The following is a 24,785-nucleotide window of genomic DNA, read 5'->3' as shown; positions in this document are numbered from 1 at the left end:
ATATAATGGAATCAGGTCGTTATTGTAAAATATGCTGAAATAATTTAAAGAGGATTACAAAATATATCTGTTTTGTGACAGCTCTTGTGTGTTTCAAAGATTATGAATTTAGGAGATTAAAAAGCAAATGATTCAAGATGATGATGAATTAGAAATAGGTAGAGAATTAAAGGAAGCTCTAAGGCCAAAACTGTATTTGCCAATTTGGAACACAATTATATGTTCTGGACCACCATTAAACCTTATCTTTAGATATTTTATAGAAAGAGAAATTAAAGATCCAACTGTTGCAATAATTCTTACAATAATAACAACCTTATGGGCTATCATTAACTGGTATTGGTATGTGAAGGAAAGAAATGATTTTAAAAAGAATTGGAAAGAGATTTCAAAGGAATTGGAGACTTTAAACTATAAAGAAGAGTTTTCAAAAGATTACATGGATATAATTTTTAATAGTATGCAAATAACAGCAATAGTTTCACTGGTAGCATTCTTTATTTTTGTTGCTATTACATTATTATCTGAAATTTCATATGTTAGATATTTTGCGTTATTTTCCATAGCAATATTTGTCTTAACGTCTATAGTAATGATAATTATTGGGGTTATTCAATTATTTAATATTTTTAAAGAGTTAAAAAAGGAGAGAAGGTTAAAGAAAGAAGATTGAGTGAATACTTCACCTAATGAAAGCTATGGCAGGTAAACTGGCTAGTTAGAGATATAATACCTTGCTATCTAACTTTACGGATAGTAGGGTTTTTATTTGCATTTTTTTAGTTTACTAGGTCTAATATACTTATATTTTTACAAGATATTTTTTAACTTTTAGACCGATTGGTTTACAGCAAGTCTATATTATTATAACTATCTCAAATCCCAACTAAAAATGATATAATTAACATATATGGAAGAGTTGAAATAGTTTAATTTAGAAGTATAAAAGTATATTAATGAGAGGTTTATATGAGTGATATAGTTGTTTCATTAACAGGTATACAAAAGCTTAAGGAAGAGTTAAATACATTAAATGAAGAGTATCTAAAGTTATATGAGAAAATGGAAGATTTAAAGAAGGGAAAAGAATATTTTGAGAGTCTTTATATGTGTAAACTAGGGGCTTTGATATTCTTAAGATTAGAAAATGAAATTAAGTATAGAAGGTTAAAGAAGAAATTAGCATTGATAGTTAAAAGTAAAAATAAAGGTGAAGAAATAAATATTGAAGAAATAGAAAGAGTTTTAGAAGAAGAACTAGCAGAGTTTTATCGAGATTTAGAGGAGCTGCGTAATAATTTAAAGAACTCTAGAGAGTTTTTCGAACTTCCATCATTAACGGATGAGGAAGTAAAAAAGGTTAAAGAAATATTTAGGGGGTTAGCTAAAATACTGCATCCAGATGTAAATAGAGGTTTAAATGAAGAGATGATGGAGTTATGGCTTAAAGTTAAAGACGCTTATGAGAATAATGATTTGGCAACATTAATAATTCTTGAGGGAATAGTAAAGCATAATGAGATTAAAGAAGATATTAAGGTAACTTCTATAGAAGAAAATATAGTGGTATTAAAGAAAAAGATTAATGAACTAAAGAAGTTTATAGATGAAGAAGAACATAGCTTTCCTCTAAGTATAAAAGAACTTATAGATGATGATGAGTATATTAAAGAGAAAAAGCAAGATATAACTAATGATATACATGACTATGAAATAATGATTACACAGGTTGAAAAGAGTATTTGTCAGATATTAAAGGAGCAGAGTTATGGATAAATCAATAACAACCTATAGTGGTGGAGGGAAGTTAGCCAACATAATTGAAACAGGTGGACTAGCATTGCCCTTTGAAAATACTATATATCTTCAATCTATAAGGGTAGCCGGAATGAAATACTATGTAAAGGATGGGTTTATTTTATTAGAAGGAGATAAAGTAAAGTTAAAAAGAGAACCTGATAATGTATATGATAAATATGCTATAGAATTATTTACAGTAAAGGGTGAAAAGATAGGTTATATACCAGCAAAAACAAATAAAATATTTGCAAGACTTATGGATGGAGGAAAAATGTTAACAGCTGAAGTGAGAACTGTGGATTATTACTTTGAAAAGTTGCAAGAGGTGTGGATAAGAATATTTTTAAATGATTTATAGTTTTAGAAATTGAAGTAATCATTGTGAAATATATTGGGAGTTGCTAGAGGAGTGTCTATTAATTATTTTATTATGTATATTTCTTACAAAGTGGTGCTAGAATATAAATAGTACAAGTTAGAAGTGAATAATTCTCTGATATAAAGTATAAAAGATTTTACTTATATAATAAAGCTTAAAAATTTCTATAATATAGTTTAACCAACTTGAGCTAAGCATATATAGTATTAAGTATATAAATATTATTGATAAAAAAGAGTATTTATTGTATCATTATCTTAAGGATAGGCATAATATGTGATATAAATAGTATCATTTTATGTGAGGTGAATGTAATTATGAAGAAAATAGATTTAGAAAAACTATCATCAATAGTGTCAAAAAGAAGAAAAGAAAGAGATATGACCCAAGATCAATTAGGTGAATTAACAGGCATTAACAGACAAGTTATAGGTAGGATAGAGTTAGGTAAAACCGTTCCATCTCTAAACCAGCTGCAGCAGCTTCTAGATGTATTAGAGATAGATTTTGACAGTATACTAGAAGATAAACAAACAGAAGATGTATTTATGGCTATGAGAGGTGAAGCTAGAACTGCTGAAGAAAGAAAAGGACTAGAAACTATGATTTCCATGATGCTTTGTTTAAAAAAGCATGAACAGTTAAGGAGAGTTTATAATGGATAATAATAGTTTGTCTTCAAAACAGATCTATGAGTTGTCTGAAATGGCAAAAGAGAAAAGAAGAGAATTAGATATTGGTACTGCTCCTATGGGGGATAGTATATTAAAATTTATCCGAGAAAAAGGTATAAAGTTAATATATGTTCCAATTGAAAATAGTGACACTGATGAGTTATTCTTTTCTGCAGTATATGTGTGCATTAAGGAAGATGACTGCAAGACTAAATTCATTGGACTAAACACAAATGATTATTACGATAATCAAATTTTTGCTTTAGGACATGAGCTTTATCATTATTATGAGGAGTCAAGCGTTCATTTATGTAGAATATCAAATGATATGCAATCTATAAGAGAATTAAAGGCTAATAGATTTGCAGCTGAGTTTCTATTGCCAACAGATAAATTAGAAAAAGAAATAAAAGGAGTAAATGATGGAGAGCTACAATTGTATAAGTGGAAGCAATCAACTCTACTTAGATTAATTGCTAGACTACATTGTGAATACAGGTTACCATATAAGGCTATTGTTAAAAGATTATTAGAAATAAATGCTATAAAAAGAGAGCAATATACTGAATTATTTAATGAGCCAACTAGAAATGAAAATGATGAATATTATACTATAGGCCTCAGTATCAATTCAGAAATATTTAAATTGTTAAATTCTAAGACTATGAAAAAAGGTGTGGATGGAAGTGATCTTGAAACAGTAGTTCGAAACTATGAAGATGGAATAATATCATTATCAGATTTTATTGAATCCCTTGAAATGTTTGATAAAAAAATACATGATTTCGGTGTTGTAGAAGATGTTGATATTGAAGATATAGCTGAAATGGAAGAGATGTTTGGGGTTGAAGAATGAAATTTAAAGATGTAAACTTAAAATATAAAAATCTAGGTTTTATATCAGTTTTAAAAAACAATAATCAAATATTTTTAATAGATGCTAATATATTCATTCCACCTGATAGATCAAAGGAGCATAGTGGTATTAAACCAGTGCCCTTTGAATTTTATAAAAATTATTGGATAGAACCATTTATTGATACTTTTAAGCCTATAGGTATACATGAGGCTGTTTATAGGGAGTTCGAATCTAACAGCATAAAAACTTTAATAGAGAATAAAAAGAATGATATACCACCAAGCATATATATTTATTATGATTCAAATTTAAATGAGCAAGAGAAAATAGTTAGAATGACAATAGAATCAAAAATTGCAAAGTATACTAATTATAATCCAACTATAGATAACAGAGATGATAGAGGTGAAGTAAAATCACTATCATACATTGCTACAAAGCAATTGTTGTATTTTTGCTCTCATGATTCAAATGCAATAAGATTAGTTGAAGATGCAGAAAAATTAGAAACAAGTTTAGAAGAAGTTTTTATGATTAAACCTTATGAAGTAATTTATTATTTAGTAAAGAATAATATTGGATATACAGAAAAGTTAAGAATTATTTATAAATACTTGTACTATTTATCAAAAAATGATAAAAAGATAAATCCTTCATGGGGAGAATTTATTGAAAAAATGGATGAGTTATATTGTAATGAGATAAGGAAAGGCTAGTCAACAGTACTAGCCTTTGTTAAATGATATAAAGTATAATTAATACAGTGAAATATAGAGGAATTATACGTGAATAAATTAAGTAGGTGATTTTAAAATTAAAAGCTCTACTTAGGGAAAGAATAGAGGTGGTAAGGGAATGCTTATACCAAAATCAAAAATAGAAGTTCCTTCAGATGTAATCAGAGAATTTATTGTTGACAGAATAATACTTTATAATAGAATGAATTTGGATTGTTATCTAGAGTATTATAATTTAGATTACTGGGATGAGTGGGAAGTTTTTTTAGCTTCAAAGGGTATGTGTTTCTTAGATACTTATTGGATAAGAAAAGATAAAAATGAAAGTTACAAAAATCATATAATATTTACAAATTCAGTAAGAGAGGATTTGCTTACAGAAGAGTACTTTATTAATAAGAAAAATAGAGACAAAGTAGTTAGAAAGTAAATATTTCATACCATAGGTGTTTATAAAAAATAGCTGCATGAGTTTAAACTTATGTAGCTATTTTTTATTAATGTTTCAGACCATTTTTCCCAGGTGGGAAAGATGGTGGAGCTAGAACCAGGTGCATAAGGAGAAATATATGATGTTATTCTTTCCAGATATGCTTGCTATTTAATAGTTGAAAGTGGAGACTCAAGAAAGTAGTGGCTTTAGATCAAACATTCTTTTCGGTGCAAACAATAAAATAAGAAAAATATTCAAGAATTTATAAAAACACCCTCATACTACCCTTTTGCGGAGTGGCTTTTTAAAAATACCTATGATAAAATTTTTATAAAGTAAAATTTTAACTATTAAAATACATAAAATGTTTTACTTATCCTGTAAAGGGATCAAGTAAATGGTTGATATATTTTAAGGATGAGGTAAAAATGGAAGAGAAAAAAGAAAAGCTTTTAGATTTTGGGTTACAGGCTGAAGAGGAGCTCTATGTACGCCCAAGAATTGCAAATAAGAAAATGAAGGCAGCTCAGACCTTATTTCAGACAGTTTACATTTATGGAATATCAGGCTGTGGCAAAACAGCTTTTATCCGGGATTATATGGGGAAAAGACGGTATTATTATTACTCTGCAGAACAGCTAAGTGAGGAAGAGCTGGAGATGCCTTCTAGTGGAAAGAAAATCATCGTGGTCATTGATGATTTGCATCTGTTAAGGACTGACGAGGTAAGGGAAATACTTATAAGAAAAATTGAGATACTTGCAAAAAGGGAAGATATTTGGCTGATCTTATCGGGAAGAAGTAGGATACCTTCTTGGCTAATTCCTCTTTATTATCGGAGAGTTTTTGCAGTGATAGAGGAAGAGGACTTATTACTTTCTGAAGGTGAGATGGCGGAATATTTGGCTCTGTGGGGATTAACACTTAGGGAAGATGATTTCAAAAAAATCATGAGACTGAGTTGTGGAATTGGAATAGTAGCCAAGCTTATTGCTATGGAACTTTCATCCGGCAGACCCTTTGATGGAACTTATATTGAAAGAATGAGAAATGAATTCTGGGACTATCTTGATCGCTATGTTTATGACCAGTGGGAGCTAGAGATTCAGGAATTTCTTATGCAGGTGTGTATCGTGGAGGAATTTGATAAGCGCCTGGCAGAGATGATTACTGGTAGAAATGACGTGGAGGGGATGATAAACATAGCTGAACAGCTTGGAAACTTCATCTTTATGAAGGAAGTAGCAGGTGGAAGGACCCACTATGAAATTAGACTTCCCATGAGACGCTCCATGAGGAGAAGGCTCCTTCGCACATATCAAAAGGAGAGATGGGAGCGACTCTATTATAATGCGGGTCTTTACTATGAATTGGAAGGAGATACCCCAAATGCCCTTAAAATGTATGAGGCATGCCATGATATAGAGCGGATTGCAGGACTTTTAATTTCCAATGCAAGGAAGAATCCTGCAAGTGGTTATTATTATGAACTGAGGGAATATTATCTTGCCTTACCGGAGGAAAAGATCAGGGAAAGTATGGAACTGATGGTAGGTATGAGCATGCTCCAATCCATGCTCCTAAATATAGAAGAAAGTGAACGCTGGTATGAAGAACTAAAGCAGATGGAAAGGTCCTTAAGTGGTAGTGCTAAAAAAGCAGCAAAGGGTCTGATTATTTACCTAGACATCGGTCTGCCACATCGGGGTAGCAGTTCACTTGTGGATATTATGAAAAATGCTGGGACTCTTTTAATGAACAGAAGTATTAGTCTGCCTGAATTCTCCGTTACTAGTAACCTACCCTCCCAGATGAATGGAGGAAAGGATTTCTGTGAATGGAGCAGACGGGACAAAGAGCTAGCAAAGAGTATTGGGAAAATCGTTGAATTTACCCTTGGAAAACATGGGAAGGGTCTTGTGAATCTTGCCCTTGCAGAAAGCTTTTTAGAAAAAGGTGAAGACAGTTATGAGATTGCAAATCTAACTAATAAGGGGATGATGCAGGCACAGGCAGGAGGAAAAATCGAGGAGTGCTTTGTAGGGGTTGGAATTTTCTCTTGGCTACATATCTTAAATGATCATGCAGAGGATGCAAAGGAGTTGCTATTAAATTTTGAGAAAAAAGTTGAGAAGGAAGGGACTTCAAAGCTTTTATCCAATGTTGGTGCCTTGCAGATTCGTATTGGTCTATATCAAGGAAAGACGGCAGAGGCGATAGAGTGGATGGAACAGGCACCGGAGGAAGAAATAGAATTTTTTATAATGGAGCGTTTTAAATATCTCACCAAGGTACGTATTTACTTGTTAACGGGAAGATATGAAAAGGCAGTGAGTCTGTTGCAACGTCTCCAGTATTATGCTGAAGCTATGAAGCGTACTTATATAGCCATGGAAGCAGGACTTTTGCTTGCCATTACCAAGTATCGCATGGGAGATTCTAAGTGGGATGAGAACTTCCAAGAAATCTTAACTGAAGCAGAAAGTTATCATTTTGTAAGGCTTATATCCAGAGAAGGGGCAGCAGTAATCCGGATGTTGAAGGAAACAGGATGGAAAAGTAAAAATCCAGAATATTTCCAGGAAGTACTCATAGAGACTGAGAAGATGTCACTTGCTTATCCTGGATATCTGAAGCTAGCTACAGAGGAGGCATCATTTAGTGAAAATTCTCTTAAAATATTAAAGCTACAGGCGGAGGGATTTTCTAATGCAGAGATAGCTGGGGAATTAGGACTCAAAGTAGAGAATGTGAAATATCATAATAAGCAGAACTTTAAAAAGCTGGGAGTGAACAGTAAAATAGCTGCTGTTACCGAGGCAAGAAAGAGGAAGCTAATCTGAAGCTAAGAACTCTGTTTATATAGAGTGTGTAATTAGAGGAATATAAGATATTTTAATGTGTAATAATTTTAAAAATAAGAATAATATCATAATGAAAAAATGGTATTTGTAAATGGAGGATTTTATGAGAAAGGGAAAGAAATCAGAGGAAAGTTGTAATATCTCTGTTAGAAAGAAGTGGAAACGGTTTGTGGCTGTGACACTGTCAGTACTGATTATGATGTCTGCTATAGACTACAGTTGTATCATAACTGCAAACGCACTGACCCATACCCTTACGATAACGGGAGGCATAGAGGGCACGGACTATAGATGGGGCGGTGATATTCTTACTGCATATGGGGAACCATATAAAACAGAAAGTGCTTTAATTATTTTGACGGACAAGCCCCTTACTATTTCGGGAACCAGTGAGGATGGTTCTACCTATAAAGAGGTAATTTCTATTCCATCAAAGGTAACGGCAAACCTTACCTTAGATAATGCAGCTATGAAAAGTTCTTCTAGCTCTTCACCAATTACAGTGTTTCCGGGTGGAAAGTTAAATCTTACATTAAAGGGAAATAACACTTTTTCACAGGGAAGTAGTGTAGATGGTAAGGATTGTCCAGCTATTCGTGTTCCCCAGGGAGCAGCACTTAATATTACGGCAGCTAGCACTGGAACCATGACGGCATCCACCCGGTATGGTGCGGCAGTAATCGGTGGAAATATAGGCTATGGAACTCATAATGATTTTTGTGGCAGCATTACCATAAACGGTGGAACCTTGAATTTGACTTCAAAAGCAGGAGAGGCATTGACCAGTGAAAGTGGTGCAGCCATAGGTTCAGCAAATGGAGTGGGTTCCTTCGATTCCATTGAAATCAATGGAGGAACCATTCATGCTAAGGCAGATAAAGGTACAGCCATTGGAATTGGTTATTATAGATACTATGAAATGTACGGTAGCATTTCAATTACCGGTGGGACGGTTATCACCGAAACTGCATGGGGTTATGATGGAATTGGTTATTATACAAATAATACACCATCATTAAAGCCTAGTGTCTCTATTACAGGGGGAACTATTGTTTCTACCCAGGGCACCACAAGACCAACAGATAAAAATAGTGAAAATTTATATAAAACTACTGTTTCATTAAGTGGGGTAACCGCAGCTGTTTCTATAAACAGTGTGTCAGTCTATACCCAAACTGGTGCTTATACTTATGGCAATAAGGACATGGTAACGGATGGAAGCGGAAAACTATATTTGTGGCTTCCGGAGAATGCTATTGTAGCGGCGGTATCTACATCAGCAGGGGATATCTATACTGGTTCACTTATTACCACAGCTGATGACAAGGCAGAGGGAATACTGACAAAGAACAGTGGAAGTTATACATTGACAGCAGGTATTACAGACCATGCAACAGTTTCCATGTCCAAGACAAGGGGTCTTGCAGCAGGGGAAACGGTGCTAATTTATATCACCCCGGATACGGGCTATGAGGTTGCTGGATTGTCCCTATATGAAGGTACATCACCGGAAGTACCTATGGATACGGTAGGCTTTACAAAGGTGGCAGACAGCTGCTATCTAGTTAATATTCCAGAAGGAAACAGGAAGCTTTATGTCCATATGACGGAGCTTAGTGATACCGGTGATCTGGTAGTTAGTAATGCAGTTGGATGTAATTATAATTATGATAGAGCTTCCAATATATTAAGATTTACAGGAACCGGAAGTGCAACTGTTAGTATGAAAAGTGGCATTGCATCTACAAAACAGCGTATCATCATGGACAGCAGTGCAGCTATTATCCTGACCCTTGATAACATTAGTATTAAGGAAGCTGAGGGAAGTGCCATTGATGTGGACTCAGCAGGAAACTGTACAATTTTAATGAAGGGCGAAAGTTCTATGTCTAGTACCCAGGGAAGTGTGGTTATTCATAAAGGAGACAAAGGCAATACACTGACCTTTGACGGAGAGGGAACTCTTAAAGTCAACGCTTTTGGAATATATAATGCGGGTATTGGTGCAGGAAATGGAAGGGAAAATGTAACAGGACTAGTTTTTCAAGGAGGTACTGTAGAGGTTAATGCTGATGCAGGAAGCTGTGCAGCCATTGGAGTTGCGTATCAAAGGGGCAGTGCTACATATCCTTATGCTTCAGTTATCATTAATGGTGGAAAAATAACGGGCAATAATAGTAACGCGGGAATGGGAATTGGCTCTATCTATGATTCTAAGAATAGAGGTAGTGTAACCATAGCAGGAGGCACTGTAAATGCGAAAGGCGGTACAATAGCATCTGAACAAGGTGGCGTTACAGGAACATATACCAATGTGGTAATTACAGGAGGAAGCGTATTTACTCAGGCATTAGTCAATTCATATGAAGAATTTGATCATAAACAGCCTACTGATGGAAAGGGTACGAATGTATATCTAACCACTGTCACCCTTGGCTCTTATTCTACTATATCTAGGAATGCACTGGTGACCTCCCTTACAGTAACAAAGAATGGGACTCCTTACCCTTATGGAATTAAGGATATGTATACAGATGGCAGTGGTCGCTTGTTCCTTTGGCTTCCTGAGGGGTCTGTTGTATCAAAGGTTGTGACGGTAAATGGGACCTATGAAGGCTCAGTAACAACTGTCAGCACTATAAACACAACGATGAAGTGCAGTAATTGGGCAACATCTGTAATCCCTATATTAGGAACCGCCTCCGGAAAATTTTATATTAGAGGAGACTATTTTACGCCTATAGATAATATTTCTCTTGATACCTCTAATTGGCTTCCAGGTTTTAGTGGTACATTATCTGCCACTGTAAGTCCGGAGAATGCAACAAATAAAGATATTACTTGGCAAATAATAGATAAAGGAACCACTGAAGCAGTGTTAAGTGGTAGCAATATTAGTGTTCCACATACAGGAACTCTTATATTAAAGGCTGTGGTGAAAAATGGTGTTACTTCCTTAAAGGATTATGAGAAGACATTTACAATTCAGATAAAGGATGATTCAGGGATGAGTATGTCAGGCAGCACAGCAGTGACCTATGGTAGTGTACTTTCCGTACCAGTAACATTTTCAAAGACTTCGGTGCTTGGAACCGTAGTGATTTCTAAAAATGCCGATGGAAGTGAACCCATTGCATCTGGTACCATATCCAATGGTAAAGCAAGTATCACCTATGATACAAAGGGAAAGAAACTCTCAATTGGAGAAAACAATCTATATGTGGTATATCCAGGGGATTCTGATTATAATATGGCAAGCAAACCTATTAAGATCACTGTAGATAAATGTCCCCTCACAGTAAATGTAGAGTTTAATAAAAAATATTATGACGGAACTAAGTCTGTAGCAATTTCTTCTGCAACATTAAATGGTGTAAGTACTACGGACTCTGTAAGTCTTAATGATTACAAAGGTATCACCGCCGCTGCAGAATCTGCATCTGTTGGTAAGCAAAATGTAACTTTGACTGGCACGTTTTCTGTCAGTGGAACGGATGCTCTCTGGTATGAGCTTACTCAACCTTCTGGACTTTCTATACAGATTGAAAAAGCTCCAGGTATTGCTTCTGTAACCATGGATAGCTGGACTTATACAACTGATAGCAGTAGTGGAAAGAAACCGGTGCCAGTGTCCCCAACTAATGGAATAGACAATGTTAAATATTATTATAAGATAAAAGGTTCACAAGACAGCACTTATACAGACACAATGCCAATGATGGCTGGAAGCTACACAGTGAAGGCTGTATTCTCAGAAACAGACAACTATAAGGAAATTACGGCAACTGCTGAATTTTCTATTTCCAAGGCAACTCCAACCCTTTCAGTGGAAGGTGTGGCTGAGAAAACCTATGGAGATGCAGATTTTAATTTGTCGGTAACTAAAACTGGTGAATCTGCTGTAACCTACAGCTCAGATAAACCTGAGGTGGTAGTAGTGGATTCTGAAGGGAAAGTGACCATTAAGGGAACAGGTGAAGCCCTTATTACGGCAAGTATGGCAGAGAGTACTAATTATGTAGCAATTTCTGATACTGTGAATATTAGGGTAAAGCAGAGTAATGGATATGTGGAAAATAACAGTTATCCAAAGGCATTTACCTATACAGGAGGTGCCATTGAAACACCATCACCAGCTCATTTCACTACCTCTAATAGTGGAGCAGATTTTACTTTTACATGGTATGAAGGAACTGCCGCTGATGAGAGTAAAAAATTATCAGGAATTAAAGCACCATCTGCATTAGGAACCTATACCCTAAAGGTGGATGTGGCAGCTACAGCAAATTATACTGCTGCAACAACTACAATTAGCGGTATCAAAATTGACTATTTGACAGTGGATAGTGAAGTAGCTGCTAGCCTTGCAGAAACCAACAAGGGTTTAAAGGGCTGGTTTACAGGAAATGTTACAGTAAATGCACCGTCAGGTTATGAAGTCTCAGTGTCAAATGGAATAGATGCTTCATGGGAAAATGCGCTCACTGTTACAGCAGATATGAATGGAAACTATACCTATTATCTGAAACAGATGAGTACGGGTTACATTACTGGAGAAAAGACCATTGAAGTGAAAAAGGATACAGTAAAGCCTAGCTTAGGAGAGATTACTTATAGTGAACATTCTTCCTTCCTTGACTGGATATTTGGAAAGAATAGGCTGGATGTAACAGTGCCTGTAAGTGATACTCTTTCTGGGTCGGATCATATTTCTTATGTACTGACACCGGAGGGTAAAACAGCACAAGATGCAGTAAATGTATCGGTGGACAGTGAGGGTAAAGCAGAATTTACCATTAATAAAGATTTCAAAGGAAGTATTGCTATAACGGGTTATGATAAGGCGGGAAATTCATCCATAGCAGTAACAGAAGTGAAGGCAGCGGTGGAGGATACGGCACCAACTGTAACACTTACAGATGGAAGTGCTGCCTTTGGAACAGGTTGGTATAACACTGCAAAGAGTATAAAGATAGAAGCAGTAGATTCCGGTAGCGGAATTAAATCTGTGACTTATAAGGTAGATAATGGAGAAGAACAGAATCTGTTTAACGCACAGTCAGCAGATGGAGATCTAACTGCAGCATGGAATAATAGCAGTAACCAGATTTCCTGCAAGGAGGGCATTCATACTTATACGGTTACAGCTACAGATAATGCATTAAACACAAAAACAGAGAGTGTTACCATTAAAATGGATACCACTGTATCTACATTTGGAACAGCTTCTTATAAGCAAGGAACAAATAATCCAGTGGTAAATCTATGGAACTTCATAATGGGTAAGGAAGTGATTACCGTAACTGTTCCTATTACGGAAAAGGATAGCGGACTTGATAAAGACAATATCATAGTAACATTAAAATCAGACAGCACAACTACAACAGTAGTAGATAAAGCACTTTCAGGTAATCAGAAAGATGGATATAGCCTAAGCTTTACCACTACGGAAGACTTTATGGGTACCTATACTATAAGTGCAGTAGATACAGCAGGAAATATTGCAGAGGCTTCATTACAGCCTGCAGATAGCAAGATTGTTGTGGATACAAAAGCACCCACAGTTACACTAACACCTTCTGGTACAGCTTTAAAAGAGGCTGGAGATTGGGCATATACCGGAACAGTTGCAATAGGTATTTCGGTTGAAGATGAAGAGGTATCATCAGGATTGAAGTCAGTGACCTACAGCATTGATGGCGAAGCTGCAGTAGTACTGACACCAGCAGATTTTGACAGTACAAAGACAACTAGTTTTAAAGATACAAATAATGTTTCTGTTAGTACAAAAGGAAATCATACCATTTCTGTAATGGTAACTGATCAGGTGGGTAACAGTAACACGGAAACTGTGAAATTTAAAATATATGATGAACCTACTGTAACTATTACTCCGTCAAAAACAATCACTTATGATGGAAGTGCTATAGAAGAAGGAAGTAGTAAAGATTTTGTGCTAAGCACTGGAGGTTCTAATGGAACAGTAACTTATTCTTACAAGGCGCAGGGGGCAAAAGACAGCACATATGTATCAGGACTTCCTATTAATGCTGGAAGCTATACCATTAAAGCTTTCATTGCAAGAGATGATACAAACTGCTTTAAAGGGAAAGAAGTGGAACAGAATGTTGCCATAGAAAAGGCCATTTCCACCCTTTCATTGGAAGGTGTGGCTGAGAAAACCTATGGAGATGAGGATTTTAATCTGACCGTAACCAAAACTGGGGAATCTGCTGTAACCTATAGCTCAGATAAACCTGAGGTGGTGGCAGTGGATTCACAGGGAAAGGTGACCATTAAAGGAACAGGTGAAGCCCTTATTACGGCAAGTATGGCAGAGAGTACAAATTATGTGGCAGTTTCTGATACTGTGACCATTAGGGTAAAGCAGGGCAATGGATATGTGGAAAATAGCAGTTATCCAAAGACATTTACCTATACCGGAGGTGCTATTGAAACGCCATCACCAGCTCATTTCATTACCTCTAATAGTGGAGCAGATTTTACTTTTACATGGTATGAAGGAACGGTAGTTGATGAGAATAAAAAATTATCAGGAATTAAAGCACCATCTGCATTAGGAACTTATACCCTAAAGGTGGATGTGGCAGCTACAACAAATTATACTGCTGCAACAACCACAATCAATGGCATTAAAATTGACTATTTGACATTGGATAGTGGTATAACAGCTAGCCTTGCAGATACCAACAAGGGTTTAAAGGGCTGGTTTATAGGAAATGTTACAGTAAATGCACCTAAGGGTTATGAAATTGCAGTGTCAAATGGAATAGATGCTTCATGGGAAAATGCTCTTACTGTTACAGCAGATATGAATGGAAACTACACCTATTATCTCAAACAGATGAGTACGGGTTACATTACCGATGCAAGGACCATTGAAGTGAAAAAGGATACAGTAAAGCCTAGGTTAGGAGAGATTACTTATAGTGAACATTCTTCCTTACTTGACTCAATATTTGATAAGAACAGGCTGGATGTGACAGTGCCTGTAAGTGATACTATTTCCGGGGCGGATCATATTTCTTATATACTGACACCGGAGGGTAAAACGGCACAGGATGCAGTAAATGTATCGGTGAACAATGAGGGTAAAGCAAAATTCACCATTAACAAAGATTTCAAAGGAAGTATTGCCATAACGGGTTATGACCAGGCAGGAAATACATCAGCAACAGTAACAGAAGTGAAGGCAGTAGACTCTGGCAGTGGAACAACTGAACAGTCGGAAAATCCTCCAAATAAGGATGATGAAAATCCATTTCTTAAAGATGACAGTAGTAAAAAAGGATGGGATGTCATCAAAGGACAGATTGAGAAGGCAAAAGAACAGGATAGGGTTATCATAGATATGAATGGCTCTACTGTTGTGCCTGGAGAAGTGCTGGGTACTATCAGGGGCAAGGACATCACTCTTGTCTTTGACATGGGCAATGGAATTACATGGAGGGTGAACGGAAAAAGCATCACAAGTAGCAAATTGAAAGATGTTGATTTTGGAGTAAAAAAGAATACCAATGCCATTCCAGTAGATGTGATCAACAAAGTAACAGGAGAGCGCTATTCCATGAATATCAGTCTTTCCTATGACGGAGAATTTGGATTTGCCGCAGTTCTCACCATCAATATGGAGAAGAAGAATGCAGGATTATATGCAAACTTATTTTACTATAATCAAGAGAACGGAAAAATGGAATTCATCTGTGCAGACGATATTAAGGAAGATGGTAATGTGGAACTGACCTTTACCCATGCATCTGAATATACAATTGTGATATCTGATACAGTTCTGGATGGGGCTACTAATAACCAGGACGACAAACAGACACCAACAGAGAATAAAGAAACTACTTTACCAGCTACAGGGGATATAACATACGCAAGAAGATATATCTGGACCCTTGTATTATGCGGAATTGTATTAATTATTGGTTTTGGTGGAATTGTTATTAAAAAGAAAAAAATATCTTGCAAGGATGATTTAGAAAAATAAGAAACTAATACTAGAATGTAAATAGTACAAGTTAAAGTTAATAATTCTAAAATATCAACCTAATTTTAATATCCTAAAGGGAGAGCAGGCAAATTTGTGTTTTCACAAATCTATCTACTCTCCTTTTTAAAAGTGTTTTATTACAAATCTCAATTATAAAATAAAATTTATTATTTTATTCTTTAAAATATTAATTGAAATTTTTAAAAAAAGTTAAATTTATCATTTCGAAATATAGGTATTTATGTTAAAATTAATCATGTAAACGATTTTATTATTTAAATTATAATAAACTAATCGTGTTTGAAAATAAACGGTTAGCTTAGAGGTTGAGGAGAGATAAAATGGGGGAAAGGGTAAAAACTTTTATTAAGGAAATACCTATATTAACATTAGGTATGTTTATTGGGGCATTAGCTGTACATTTCTTTTTGATTCCAAGTAAATTAATTGTTGGATCTATTACTGGCTTATCAATAGTAATTAATTTACTTACATCCATTCCATTGCCAGTATTAATTTTTATTATAAATTCATTTTTATTAATTTTATCTTACTTTCTAATTGGGAAAGAATTTGGCATTAAAACTGTGTATTCTGCTTTGATTTTGTCACCGCTCCTTGCCATACTAGAAAAGTTATGGCCAATGAGCCAATCATTGATGCAGGATCAGTGGTTAGATCTTATATGTTTTGTGTTGATTTTGAGTTTTTCACAAGCAATTTTATTTAGACGTAATGCATCAACAGGTGGTCTAGACATTATAGCCAAAATTGTAAACAAATATTTTCACGTTGATTTAGGTTCATCAGTTACTATTGCAGGAGCAATTATTTGTTGTACCGCAATTTTTGTGTATGATGTAAGAACGGTAATCATAGGATTGATTGGAACTTATCTCAATGGATTAATATTGGAGCACTTTATGATAGGATTTAATTCTAGAAAAAGGGTTTGTGTTATTTCTAATGATTATCAGTTAATTCGTAAATTTATAATAGAAGATATGAAACGTGGAGCAACACTATATCCAATTAAAGGTGGATTAGAAGCTGAGGGCAAGTATGAAATTGAAAGTTTAATGACACGAAATGAATTTTCTTATCTTATGGAATTTATTAAAAAAGAACAAATTGATGCATTTATTACCGCAGGAACAGTTAGTGAAATCTATGGTAATCTTGGAATAAAGGGAATCAAAAGTAAACCAAAAGTATTGTTAGAAAATAAATAAAAATATCTACTAGCTTATGAAATGAACTCTAGAGTTTGTATAAAAGTCTAAATTTTGGAGGTTCAAAGAAAGCAGCTGATTCTATATTGAAGGTTATAGATGCTATAAATTGACTGTTAAAAGTACAAACTGTATAATAAAAAGTGTAAGATAAATAGTGTAAAAAACTTTACACTAAGGATAAAGGGTAGGGGGAGAAAAAATGATAGATAAATATTGGGAAGGTAAGCATTATGCTTTTCATCAAAATAAGGAATGTGAATATTTCCCTTGTCACAAAACTAATAAACCTGAGGAGTTTAATTGCCTATTTTGTTATTGCCCACTTTACGCATTAGCTGATAAATGTGGTGGTAATTTCAAAATTACTGAAGATGGAATAAAGGACTGTAGTGGATGTATGGTTCCACATGTTAAAGATAACTATGGGCTTATAAATAGTAAGTATAGTGAAATTATGAAACTAGTAAAAGAGCAATTAGATAAAGATAAATAGGCAGATAATAAATAAGCTAAAAAGCTAGNNCTAGCTTTTTAGCTTATTTATTTAGTTATTAATTTTTAATATGAGATAGTCTTTTTTAGCTATATAAGTTTTTTAATCATACAGTCTTTTTTATAAAAGGTTATTCCATACTTTATTATATTTTTATAACCTTCCTCTAGAAGAGGTTTATCATAGTGTTTATCTTCTATTTGATTTAATGCTTCATCACATTTTTCTTCTAGCTGCCTTATATTTTTAGCTACTTTTAATTCTAAAATAACTGCGGCTCCACGACTGTTAGGATATCTAATAACAATATCACTTCTGCCTTTGCCTGCTTCTCTATTAGATTTTATAATATATCTTTTCATATTAACTAGGGAGCCTAGTAGGAAGCCGTGATAGAAATTTTCATAGGCATCATAAAAACTTATACTTTCGGTTAAGAGGTCTACTAATTCATTTTCAAAGGTTACTGCATCACCAGTGACTATTGCATCATACATCTTTGTTAGATCTCTACTTTTAACTCCAGATTCAAACCAATTTAAAATGGTGTTTTTATAAATTAATCTAATTTCTTCGTTAGGGATAGTTAAACCAGCAACTATTTCATTATTTTCATTCATTTTAATCCATGCTTTTTTTAAATAGCCTGTAAAGAATAGAAAGTTCCAAAGGTTATCCATAGAAGAATCTATATCTCCATAGGTTATATCCTCATGTATAGGTTTTTCAATGATTTTACCGGCTATAAGCTCCTCTACCTCTGATTTAGTATCGTCATCTGCTCTTTCTATTAAACTTTTTACAATGCTGTTTGAACTAGTGTTAGCCCAATAAGAGCGAGGAAACTCATTTCTATCTATATATAAATCTTTAACATACTTTATAACACTCCAAGGATTGTAAACTTCCGCATCTCCAAAGATATAACCATCATACCACTGCTTTACTGTACTTTCTTTATCTTCTAAGTTATAGTCCTCTAGAATTTTTTTTGCTTCTTCAGGCTTAAAACCAAAGTATTCGTCATAGTACTTATTTAAAATTGAGATTATCTCTAAATTATTAAGACCAGTAAAAATGCTCTCCTTTGATATCCTAAGACATCCTGTTAAAACTGCAAATTCTAAATAATCATTAGTTTTTAATGCAGATTCAAAAAGTGATCTTAAAAAGTCTATCATTTCACCATAAAAACCTCTGAAAAATGAGTTTTCTAATGGTACATCATATTCATCAATTAATATAATTACATTCTTATTGTGATACTTTTGGAGACATTCAGATAAAAACTTTATTAAGGTGACAACCTGACTTTTAGGAGCCCTTCTGTTAATAATATTTAGATAATCAGCTTTTTCATAGGTTAATTTATCACTATTTAAAACATAATCATGCCTTTTGAATTCGTGAATAATTTCATTTAGTAAACACTCATAAGCCAATTGAAAATTAGGTTGTTTAGATGATTTTAGAGAAAGATTTATCACTGGATATTGACCCATTTGTGATGTGTATTTATCGTCTTCACTTATTATTTTTAAATCTTTAAAAAGATAAGCATTATCTTCTTCATCCTTTTCAAAAAAGTATTTTAACATGCTTATATTTAAGGTTTTTCCAAATCGTCTTGGTCTAGTAAAGAGATTTACCCCAGCTTTATTATCTATAATATCCTTTATAAGTAGTGATTTATCTACATAATAATACCCATCATCTATTATTCTTTTAAAGTTATCTATTCCTATTGGAAGGGGCTTAAAATTCATAGGATACCTCCTCTCTATGGCCCTTAACTATATATTACTTTAATATTTCATTTAATTCTATTTGTAAAGTTACCACTTATGGATTATTCGCATTATTACTATTATTATATACCATCTAATATGTTTAATAAACAAAGGTTATTTATAATATTAAGGTCGAAAAGAGATAATACTATTTATAATGTTAACTATTTCTTTAGGAGATTCCTTTAAATTATTGTCTAGCCATGTTTGAACAACTGAAACAACCCCTCCTACAGAGTATTTTATAAAGTAATCTAAAAATTTATCATCTACTTTTGAATCCCTAACTAGCTTATCAATTTTAGATTTGCTTGCTACGTAAATAATACGATCCATAATGTTATTTTCCATTTGTCTACTGAATAGTATCTGGCATAATTCTTTGTTTTCTTGAATTAATTCAAGTGCTTTAAGTAATAAAACATCTTTGTATTCTTCAACTGGGGTTTCTTCGATATATTCTAAGATTTGATTAAATAGTTCATCCTCTAAGGATTTAAGTAAGTCATAGGTATCTTTATAATGGGTATAAAAAGTTCCTCTATTAATATCTGATTTTTTGCAGATATCAGTAACGGTAACTTCATGAATTTTCTTATGTTTAAGTAATTCAATTAAGCTTTCTTTTATTATTTTTTTAGTATATAAAATTCTTCTATTTCCTTTAACGCCTGCCATTTAACTCATCCTTTTTTAGTATTTATTAAAGCAATTATTAATTATATGTTATTAAATAAACAAAACTCGCTAAAATGTATATTTAATAACACTATGAAAATATGTGATTATTGTAACTAATCCATATATTATTTATACTTGAATTATAGCATTAACTAAACAAGGTGTCTATTTAATGACATTGAGTATTTAAAGGTAGTATTGATTAGGGAGGGCAACATGTCATACATAGAGATAAAAGATGAATATAAAAGATATAAGGTTGGAGAAACTACCATTGCAGCAAATAATGGTATTAATTTTTCTATAGAAAAGGGAGAGTTTACTATTATTCTAGGACCAAGTGGTGCAGGTAAAACAACTGTGCTCAATATACTTGGAGGAATGGATACTTGTGATGAAGGTGAAATAATTATTGATAACGTTGATATATCTAAGTTTAACAAGAGACAGCTTACAAAGTACAGAAGACATGATGTGGGGTTTGTTTTCCAGTTTTATAATTTAGTTCAAAATTTAACTGCAAAGGAAAATGTGGAATTGGCTACACAAATTTCAAAGGATGCTTTAGATGTAGATAAAACTCTTGAGTTAGTGGGACTTGGTCATAGAAAAAACAATTTTCCATCTCAATTATCAGGAGGAGAACAGCAAAGGGTTTCTATAGCAAGGGCAATAGCTAAAAATCCTAAGTTGCTTTTATGTGATGAGCCAACTGGAGCCCTTGACTATAAAACAGGAAAACAGATTTTAAAGACATTACAGGATACATGTAAAAACACAGGGACAACAGTAATTGTTATAACCCATAATTCAGCCCTTGCTCCTATTGCAGATAGAGTTATAAAAATTAGGGATGCAAAGGTTATAAGTGTTGAAGTGAATAAAAATCCTGTTTCAGTTGAAGACATAGAGTGGTAGAGGGTAGAAGATGAAAAATGGAGCATATAAAAAATCAATAATAAGGGAAATATTATCTTCTAAAGCAAGGGTTATATCAATATTTGCTATAATTTTTTTAGGAGTTGCTTTTTACTCTGGAATTAAATCTAGTGGACCAGATTTAAAAGAGTCTATAAATGACTTTTTTAGAGAGCAAAATCTAATGGATAGCAGGATAGTGTCTAGTATAGGTCTTAATGAAAATGATTTAAAGCTACTTGAGAATAAGGATGAAATTTTAGATTACTTTGGAACATCTACTATAGACGTAAATTTAACTAATATAAATAATGTGGTTAAGTTTATGGAATATGATGAGAAGGACTCTAGTAATATAAATAAATTAATTGTTACAAAAGGGAGATTGCCTAAAAATAGTGGTGAGATAGCTTTAGATGAAAATGCTTTAAAGGAAGATAAAAATTTAAACATAGGGGATACCTACACCATAGAATCTGATGAAGAGCTAGATAATAAATACTTTAAGAAGAAAACTTTTAAAATTGTTGGATTTGTACAAAGTCCTATGTATATAGAAAATATATCTAGGGGAACAACTACCGTTGGAAAAGGAAGTGTAGACTATTTTGCAATATTAAATAGCTTAGATATATCCATGGATGTGTATACGGAAGTATATGTACGATTTAAAAATGTAGCTAACCTTGGTGCATATAGCGATGAGTATAAGGATAAGATGGAGGAAAATAATAAGTATCTTAAAAATCTATACTCAAATAGAGTGATAGAAAGAATTGAAGAAGTAAAATTAGAGGCAGAAAAGGAGCTTAGTAAGGCTTATAAAGAAATAGAAGATGGTGAAAAAAAACTTGAAGATGCTGAAAAAGAATTAGATGAAGGCAGAGCAAAGCTTATTAATGGTAAAAATCAATATGAAGAGTTTGCAGAAAAGTATCAGCAAGAAATTAAAGCTGGTGAACTGAAATTAATTGAAGGTGAAAGAGAGTTAGACAAAGGTCAGAAAGAACTTGATAAACAAAAAGAGCAATTTTTACAGGGTGAGAAACAGCTAGAGGCAGGAAAAATTCAACTTGATAATGCTAAGGAAGGATTTTTAAACCAAGGCATTGATCCAACTAAAAGCACGATAGAGTATGAAAATCAAATATATAGTTTAGAAGTTTTAATAGGGACATACAATGCACTTTCTAGTGATATGAGAGAAACAGCAAAGAACACTAAAGAAGGTGAAAAAGTTTCAAAGGAAAAAATTCAGTATTGGAAAGGTGCTTTATCTAACCCTGATTTAGGTTTAAATGAATTAGGTAGTTTAGTAAGTAGTTTAGAAAAAGACCCAACTAATGTTTCTTTAGTGATTAGTATGGCACAAGGAGTAGAAGGTGCTAGTAAAAGTGCAAGTGAGAATAAGTCTAAGGTAGAAACTTTAGTAGCTGGAATAACTCAGTATCAACAAGGTATAATTTCCTATGAGGAAAAAGTTAAAAGTTTTAATGAAGGCAAGATACAGCTTAAAGCAGCTGAAAAGCAACTACTCATAGGGAAAGAGGAACTTATAAAAGGTAAAAAAGACCTTGAGGAAGGTAAAAAGCAAGGACAGTTAGAACTTGATAAGGCTAAGAAGGAACTTGAAGCTTCAGAGAAAAAACTTCTTCATGGAGAGAAGGATATCAAGGAGAATAAAGCAAAACTTGCAGATGGGCGAAAAGAGATAGATGAAGAAAAGGAAAAATTAAGTGATTTAAATAATAGTAAGTATTATTTCTTTGATAGAAATGATAATCCTGGTTATGCAACTTACAAAGGATCAATTGATAGCTTAGATAAGATAGCTTCAGTATTTCCTGTATTTTTCTTCCTAGTTGCAGCACTTATATGCTTAACTACGATGACTAGGATGGTGGAAGAAAATAGAGTGGAAATAGGAACACTAAAGGCTTTAGGCTATAAGGATTTAGAAATAGCTAGGAAATTCATAGTTTATGCAGCACTGGCTAGTATTGTTGGTAGTGTCCTTGGTATTGTAGTTGGAAGTAGTATCCTTCCATATATAATTAGTAAAGCTTATTCATCTGCCTTTGCATTACCAAAGGTAAAAATACACTATTATCCATCCTATATAATTCAGTCTTTAGCAGCCTCAATACTTTGTACAGTAGGAGCATCATTAATTGTATTAAAAGAGGAATTAAGAGAAAATCCTTCTAATTTAATGAGAATAAAAGCTCCAAAGGTTGGTAAAAAGATATTATTAGAAAGAATTACTCCTTTATGGAAAAGACTGAACTTTAATCAAAAGGTTACCTTTAGAAATCTTTTTAGATATAAGCAAAGGATGTTAATGACAATACTTGGTATATCAGGATGTATGGCTATGCTTGTTGCAGGTATATCTCTTGAAAAATCCAATTCTTCAGTTATGGATATTCAATTTGGGAAATTATTAAAGTATGATGCTATGGTAGTATTTGATGATAATAATAGTAAAAAAGAAGATGCAGAATATGATAGTAGTCTAAATAACTTAAAAGGATATGAAAGTAGCTTAAATATTCATCAAGATTCAGTAACCTTCATAAAAGAAGGTGTAAGTAAGCAAAGTGCTATTATGTATGTACCAGAAAATATAGATGAATTAAATAAATATATTTTATTAAACCATAGAGAAACTGGAACTGAGTACAAACTATCAGATAGTGGAGTAATTATAAATGAAAAGCTGGCAAATGTTTTAGGGGTATCTGCTGGGGAGTATGTAACTTTAACAGATTCGGATAATAATTCTCATCAGGTTAAAGTAGACAATATAGTAGAAAATTATGCTGGACATTATATATATCTATCACCATCCTATTATAAAGAGATATTTAAAAGTGCTCCCAAATATAATGCACAATTATTAAAGTTGAATTCTAATAGAGAAGATGATAATAAAATATCTACTACCCTTATGGACAATGATAAAGTAGTAAATGTTACCCTTGCTTCAAAGTTAAGAAGCTTAAGTGAATCTGCTGATTTAGGCTTAGTTATGATAGTAATAATAGTTGCTTCTGGAAGTTTAGCATTTGTTGTATTATATAATTTAATTAATATAAATGTATCTGAACGTATAAGAGAGATATCTACCATAAAGGTACTAGGTTTTTATGATAATGAAGTTGCCATGTATATATTTAGAGAAAACATAATACTAACAATATTAGGTATACTTGCAGGGTCAGTTATGGGTAAAATATTATATGTATTTTTAGTGAGTACAGCAGAAATGGACAATATGATGATGATACCAACTGTAGACATGAGCAGTTATGTAATCTCTGGAGTAATTACAATGTTTTTTGCCATATTAGTTATGATAATGATGCATATAAAATTAAAAAATATAAATATGATTGATGCACTAAAATCCATAGAGTAAAGTTTAAATTAAAGGGAGTCGCAAATTGCGGCTCTTTTTTTTATCCAAAATGTTAGGTTAAAACTTCTTATCCTGGTACGGGGATATTTAATAAAATGGATGAAGATAAGAGAATTATTACTAAGGATTGGAGATTATACGATACTAGGCATTTAGTATTTAATCACCCTAATATTACAAAAGAAGAAATGGAAAGTGGATATAATAGAGCCTATAAAGATTTTTATAAGTGGAGAAATATATATAAGGCATCAAAGGAGCATGAAGAACTTAGAATGAGATTAAAACATTTCACTTATGCAGGTGCATGGAAAAAATTTGAGCCAGTATGGAATTTTCTAATTAAGAATGAACTTCTTTCAAAGAGTAGAAGTGCATTGGTAAGAACATTAAAGTAATTGAGTAATTAAATTAGATAGTTTTATTTTTGAAAAAGTTGAGACTTTTACTATTTAATGTATTATAATTTAATAGTATATATTTG

At 33.2% G+C, this 24,785-nt stretch carries 16 protein-coding genes; 14 read left to right on the top strand and 2 right to left on the bottom strand.

Annotated features, from left to right (window positions below; genetic code table 11):
- Positions 1–127 precede the first annotated feature (127 nt).
- The 11 genes from B3J31_RS02260 to B3J31_RS02210 all read left to right on the top strand — a co-directional run bounded on the left by B3J31_RS02260 (position 128) and on the right by B3J31_RS02210 (position 17,491).
- Positions 128–673: a hypothetical protein gene (locus tag B3J31_RS02260; RefSeq protein WP_346866838.1), complete on the top strand. Its 546-nt coding sequence runs from the start codon at positions 128–130 to the stop codon at positions 671–673.
- A gap of 296 nt (positions 674–969) precedes the next feature.
- Positions 970–1,776, top strand: coding sequence for a hypothetical protein (locus B3J31_RS02255; protein ID WP_346866839.1), 807 nt, complete (start codon positions 970–972; stop codon positions 1,774–1,776).
- Positions 1,769–2,158, top strand: coding sequence for an HIRAN domain-containing protein (locus tag B3J31_RS02250; RefSeq protein WP_346866840.1), 390 nt, complete (start codon positions 1,769–1,771; stop codon positions 2,156–2,158). Before B3J31_RS02255 ends, B3J31_RS02250 begins: the two co-directional genes overlap by 8 nt.
- 338 nt (positions 2,159–2,496) lie before the next feature.
- Complete coding sequence (locus tag B3J31_RS02245) at positions 2,497–2,844, top strand: helix-turn-helix transcriptional regulator (protein ID WP_346866841.1); 348 nt, start codon at positions 2,497–2,499, stop codon at positions 2,842–2,844.
- Positions 2,837–3,709 (top strand): ImmA/IrrE family metallo-endopeptidase, encoded by an 873-nt coding sequence (locus B3J31_RS02240; protein WP_346866842.1) that lies wholly within the window; start codon positions 2,837–2,839, stop codon positions 3,707–3,709. The genes B3J31_RS02245 and B3J31_RS02240 overlap by 8 nt, the downstream gene beginning before the upstream one ends.
- Complete coding sequence (locus tag B3J31_RS02235; RefSeq protein ID WP_346866843.1) at positions 3,706–4,428, top strand: hypothetical protein; 723 nt, start codon at positions 3,706–3,708, stop codon at positions 4,426–4,428. The genes B3J31_RS02240 and B3J31_RS02235 overlap by 4 nt, the downstream gene beginning before the upstream one ends.
- Before the next feature lie 139 nt (positions 4,429–4,567).
- A complete protein-coding gene (locus B3J31_RS02230; RefSeq protein ID WP_346866844.1) occupies positions 4,568–4,879 on the top strand; it encodes a hypothetical protein in 312 nt (103 codons plus the stop codon).
- A gap of 431 nt (positions 4,880–5,310) precedes the next feature.
- Positions 5,311–7,725 carry a LuxR C-terminal-related transcriptional regulator gene (locus tag B3J31_RS02225; protein ID WP_346866845.1) on the top strand — a complete coding sequence of 805 codons (2,415 nt, stop codon included), beginning with the start codon at positions 5,311–5,313 and terminating at the stop codon, positions 7,723–7,725.
- Positions 7,726–7,849: 124 nt separating this feature from the next.
- Positions 7,850–15,760, top strand: a complete 7,911-nt coding sequence (locus tag B3J31_RS02220; protein ID WP_346873564.1) for a hypothetical protein — start codon at positions 7,850–7,852, stop codon at positions 15,758–15,760.
- A gap of 344 nt (positions 15,761–16,104) precedes the next feature.
- On the top strand, positions 16,105–16,995 hold the full coding sequence (locus B3J31_RS02215; RefSeq protein ID WP_346873563.1) for a YitT family protein: 891 nt from the start codon (positions 16,105–16,107) through the stop codon (positions 16,993–16,995).
- A gap of 202 nt (positions 16,996–17,197) precedes the next feature.
- Complete coding sequence (locus tag B3J31_RS02210) at positions 17,198–17,491, top strand: cysteine-rich small domain-containing protein (protein WP_035131288.1); 294 nt, start codon at positions 17,198–17,200, stop codon at positions 17,489–17,491.
- 89 nt (positions 17,492–17,580) lie between these two features.
- On the opposite strand, the gene B3J31_RS02205 is transcribed toward B3J31_RS02210, so the two are convergent.
- Together B3J31_RS02205 and B3J31_RS02200 are read right to left on the bottom strand one after the other, a co-directional pair.
- Positions 17,581–19,257: an AAA family ATPase gene (locus tag B3J31_RS02205; protein ID WP_346868300.1), complete on the bottom strand. Its 1,677-nt coding sequence runs from the start codon at positions 19,255–19,257 to the stop codon at positions 17,581–17,583.
- A 150-nt stretch (positions 19,258–19,407) separates the two neighbouring features.
- A complete protein-coding gene (locus B3J31_RS02200; RefSeq protein ID WP_346868301.1) occupies positions 19,408–19,959 on the bottom strand; it encodes a TetR/AcrR family transcriptional regulator in 552 nt (183 codons plus the stop codon).
- Between the two features lie 219 nt (positions 19,960–20,178).
- Between B3J31_RS02200 and B3J31_RS02195 the strand changes: the two genes are divergently transcribed.
- From B3J31_RS02195 to B3J31_RS02185, 3 genes are all read left to right on the top strand, one after another.
- Positions 20,179–20,880 carry an ATP-binding cassette domain-containing protein gene (locus B3J31_RS02195; RefSeq protein ID WP_150845848.1) on the top strand — a complete coding sequence of 234 codons (702 nt, stop codon included), beginning with the start codon at positions 20,179–20,181 and terminating at the stop codon, positions 20,878–20,880.
- A 10-nt stretch (positions 20,881–20,890) separates the two neighbouring features.
- Positions 20,891–24,301 carry an FtsX-like permease family protein gene (locus B3J31_RS02190; RefSeq protein WP_346868302.1) on the top strand — a complete coding sequence of 1,137 codons (3,411 nt, stop codon included), beginning with the start codon at positions 20,891–20,893 and terminating at the stop codon, positions 24,299–24,301.
- A gap of 95 nt (positions 24,302–24,396) precedes the next feature.
- On the top strand, positions 24,397–24,699 hold the full coding sequence (locus tag B3J31_RS02185) for a hypothetical protein (RefSeq protein ID WP_346868303.1): 303 nt from the start codon (positions 24,397–24,399) through the stop codon (positions 24,697–24,699).
- The last annotated feature ends 86 nt before the right edge of the window (positions 24,700–24,785 follow it).

It is taken from the genome of Clostridium sp. UBA5988 (assembly GCF_002435615.1).
Classification (GTDB): domain Bacteria; phylum Bacillota; class Clostridia; order Clostridiales; family Clostridiaceae; genus Clostridium_J; species Clostridium_J sulfidigenes.
The sequence above is the reverse complement of the archived record's forward strand: the minus strand, read 5'-3'. Positions and strand labels throughout refer to the sequence as shown.

What these genes read in the sequence shown, in the direction of transcription:
- B3J31_RS02195 (WP_150845848.1), top strand. Translation starts at nt 20,179, where the DNA reads ATGTCATACATAGAGATAAAAGATGAATATAAAAGATATAAGGTTGGA.
- B3J31_RS02225 (WP_346866845.1), top strand. Translation starts at nt 5,311, where the DNA reads ATGGAAGAGAAAAAAGAAAAGCTTTTAGATTTTGGGTTACAGGCTGAA.
- B3J31_RS02215 (WP_346873563.1), top strand. Translation starts at nt 16,105, where the DNA reads ATGGGGGAAAGGGTAAAAACTTTTATTAAGGAAATACCTATATTAACA.
- B3J31_RS02255 (WP_346866839.1), top strand. Translation starts at nt 970, where the DNA reads ATGAGTGATATAGTTGTTTCATTAACAGGTATACAAAAGCTTAAGGAA.
- B3J31_RS02200 (WP_346868301.1), bottom strand. Translation starts at nt 19,959, where the DNA reads ATGGCAGGCGTTAAAGGAAATAGAAGAATTTTATATACTAAAAAAATA.
- B3J31_RS02190 (WP_346868302.1), top strand. Translation starts at nt 20,891, where the DNA reads ATGAAAAATGGAGCATATAAAAAATCAATAATAAGGGAAATATTATCT.
- B3J31_RS02230 (WP_346866844.1), top strand. Translation starts at nt 4,568, where the DNA reads ATGCTTATACCAAAATCAAAAATAGAAGTTCCTTCAGATGTAATCAGA.
- B3J31_RS02260 (WP_346866838.1), top strand. Translation starts at nt 128, where the DNA reads ATGATTCAAGATGATGATGAATTAGAAATAGGTAGAGAATTAAAGGAA.
- B3J31_RS02210 (WP_035131288.1), top strand. Translation starts at nt 17,198, where the DNA reads ATGATAGATAAATATTGGGAAGGTAAGCATTATGCTTTTCATCAAAAT.
- B3J31_RS02250 (WP_346866840.1), top strand. Translation starts at nt 1,769, where the DNA reads ATGGATAAATCAATAACAACCTATAGTGGTGGAGGGAAGTTAGCCAAC.
- B3J31_RS02205 (WP_346868300.1), bottom strand. Translation starts at nt 19,257, where the DNA reads ATGAATTTTAAGCCCCTTCCAATAGGAATAGATAACTTTAAAAGAATA.
- B3J31_RS02235 (WP_346866843.1), top strand. Translation starts at nt 3,706, where the DNA reads ATGAAATTTAAAGATGTAAACTTAAAATATAAAAATCTAGGTTTTATA.
- B3J31_RS02185 (WP_346868303.1), top strand. Translation starts at nt 24,397, where the DNA reads ATGGATGAAGATAAGAGAATTATTACTAAGGATTGGAGATTATACGAT.
- B3J31_RS02240 (WP_346866842.1), top strand. Translation starts at nt 2,837, where the DNA reads ATGGATAATAATAGTTTGTCTTCAAAACAGATCTATGAGTTGTCTGAA.
- B3J31_RS02245 (WP_346866841.1), top strand. Translation starts at nt 2,497, where the DNA reads ATGAAGAAAATAGATTTAGAAAAACTATCATCAATAGTGTCAAAAAGA.
- B3J31_RS02220 (WP_346873564.1), top strand. Translation starts at nt 7,850, where the DNA reads ATGAGAAAGGGAAAGAAATCAGAGGAAAGTTGTAATATCTCTGTTAGA.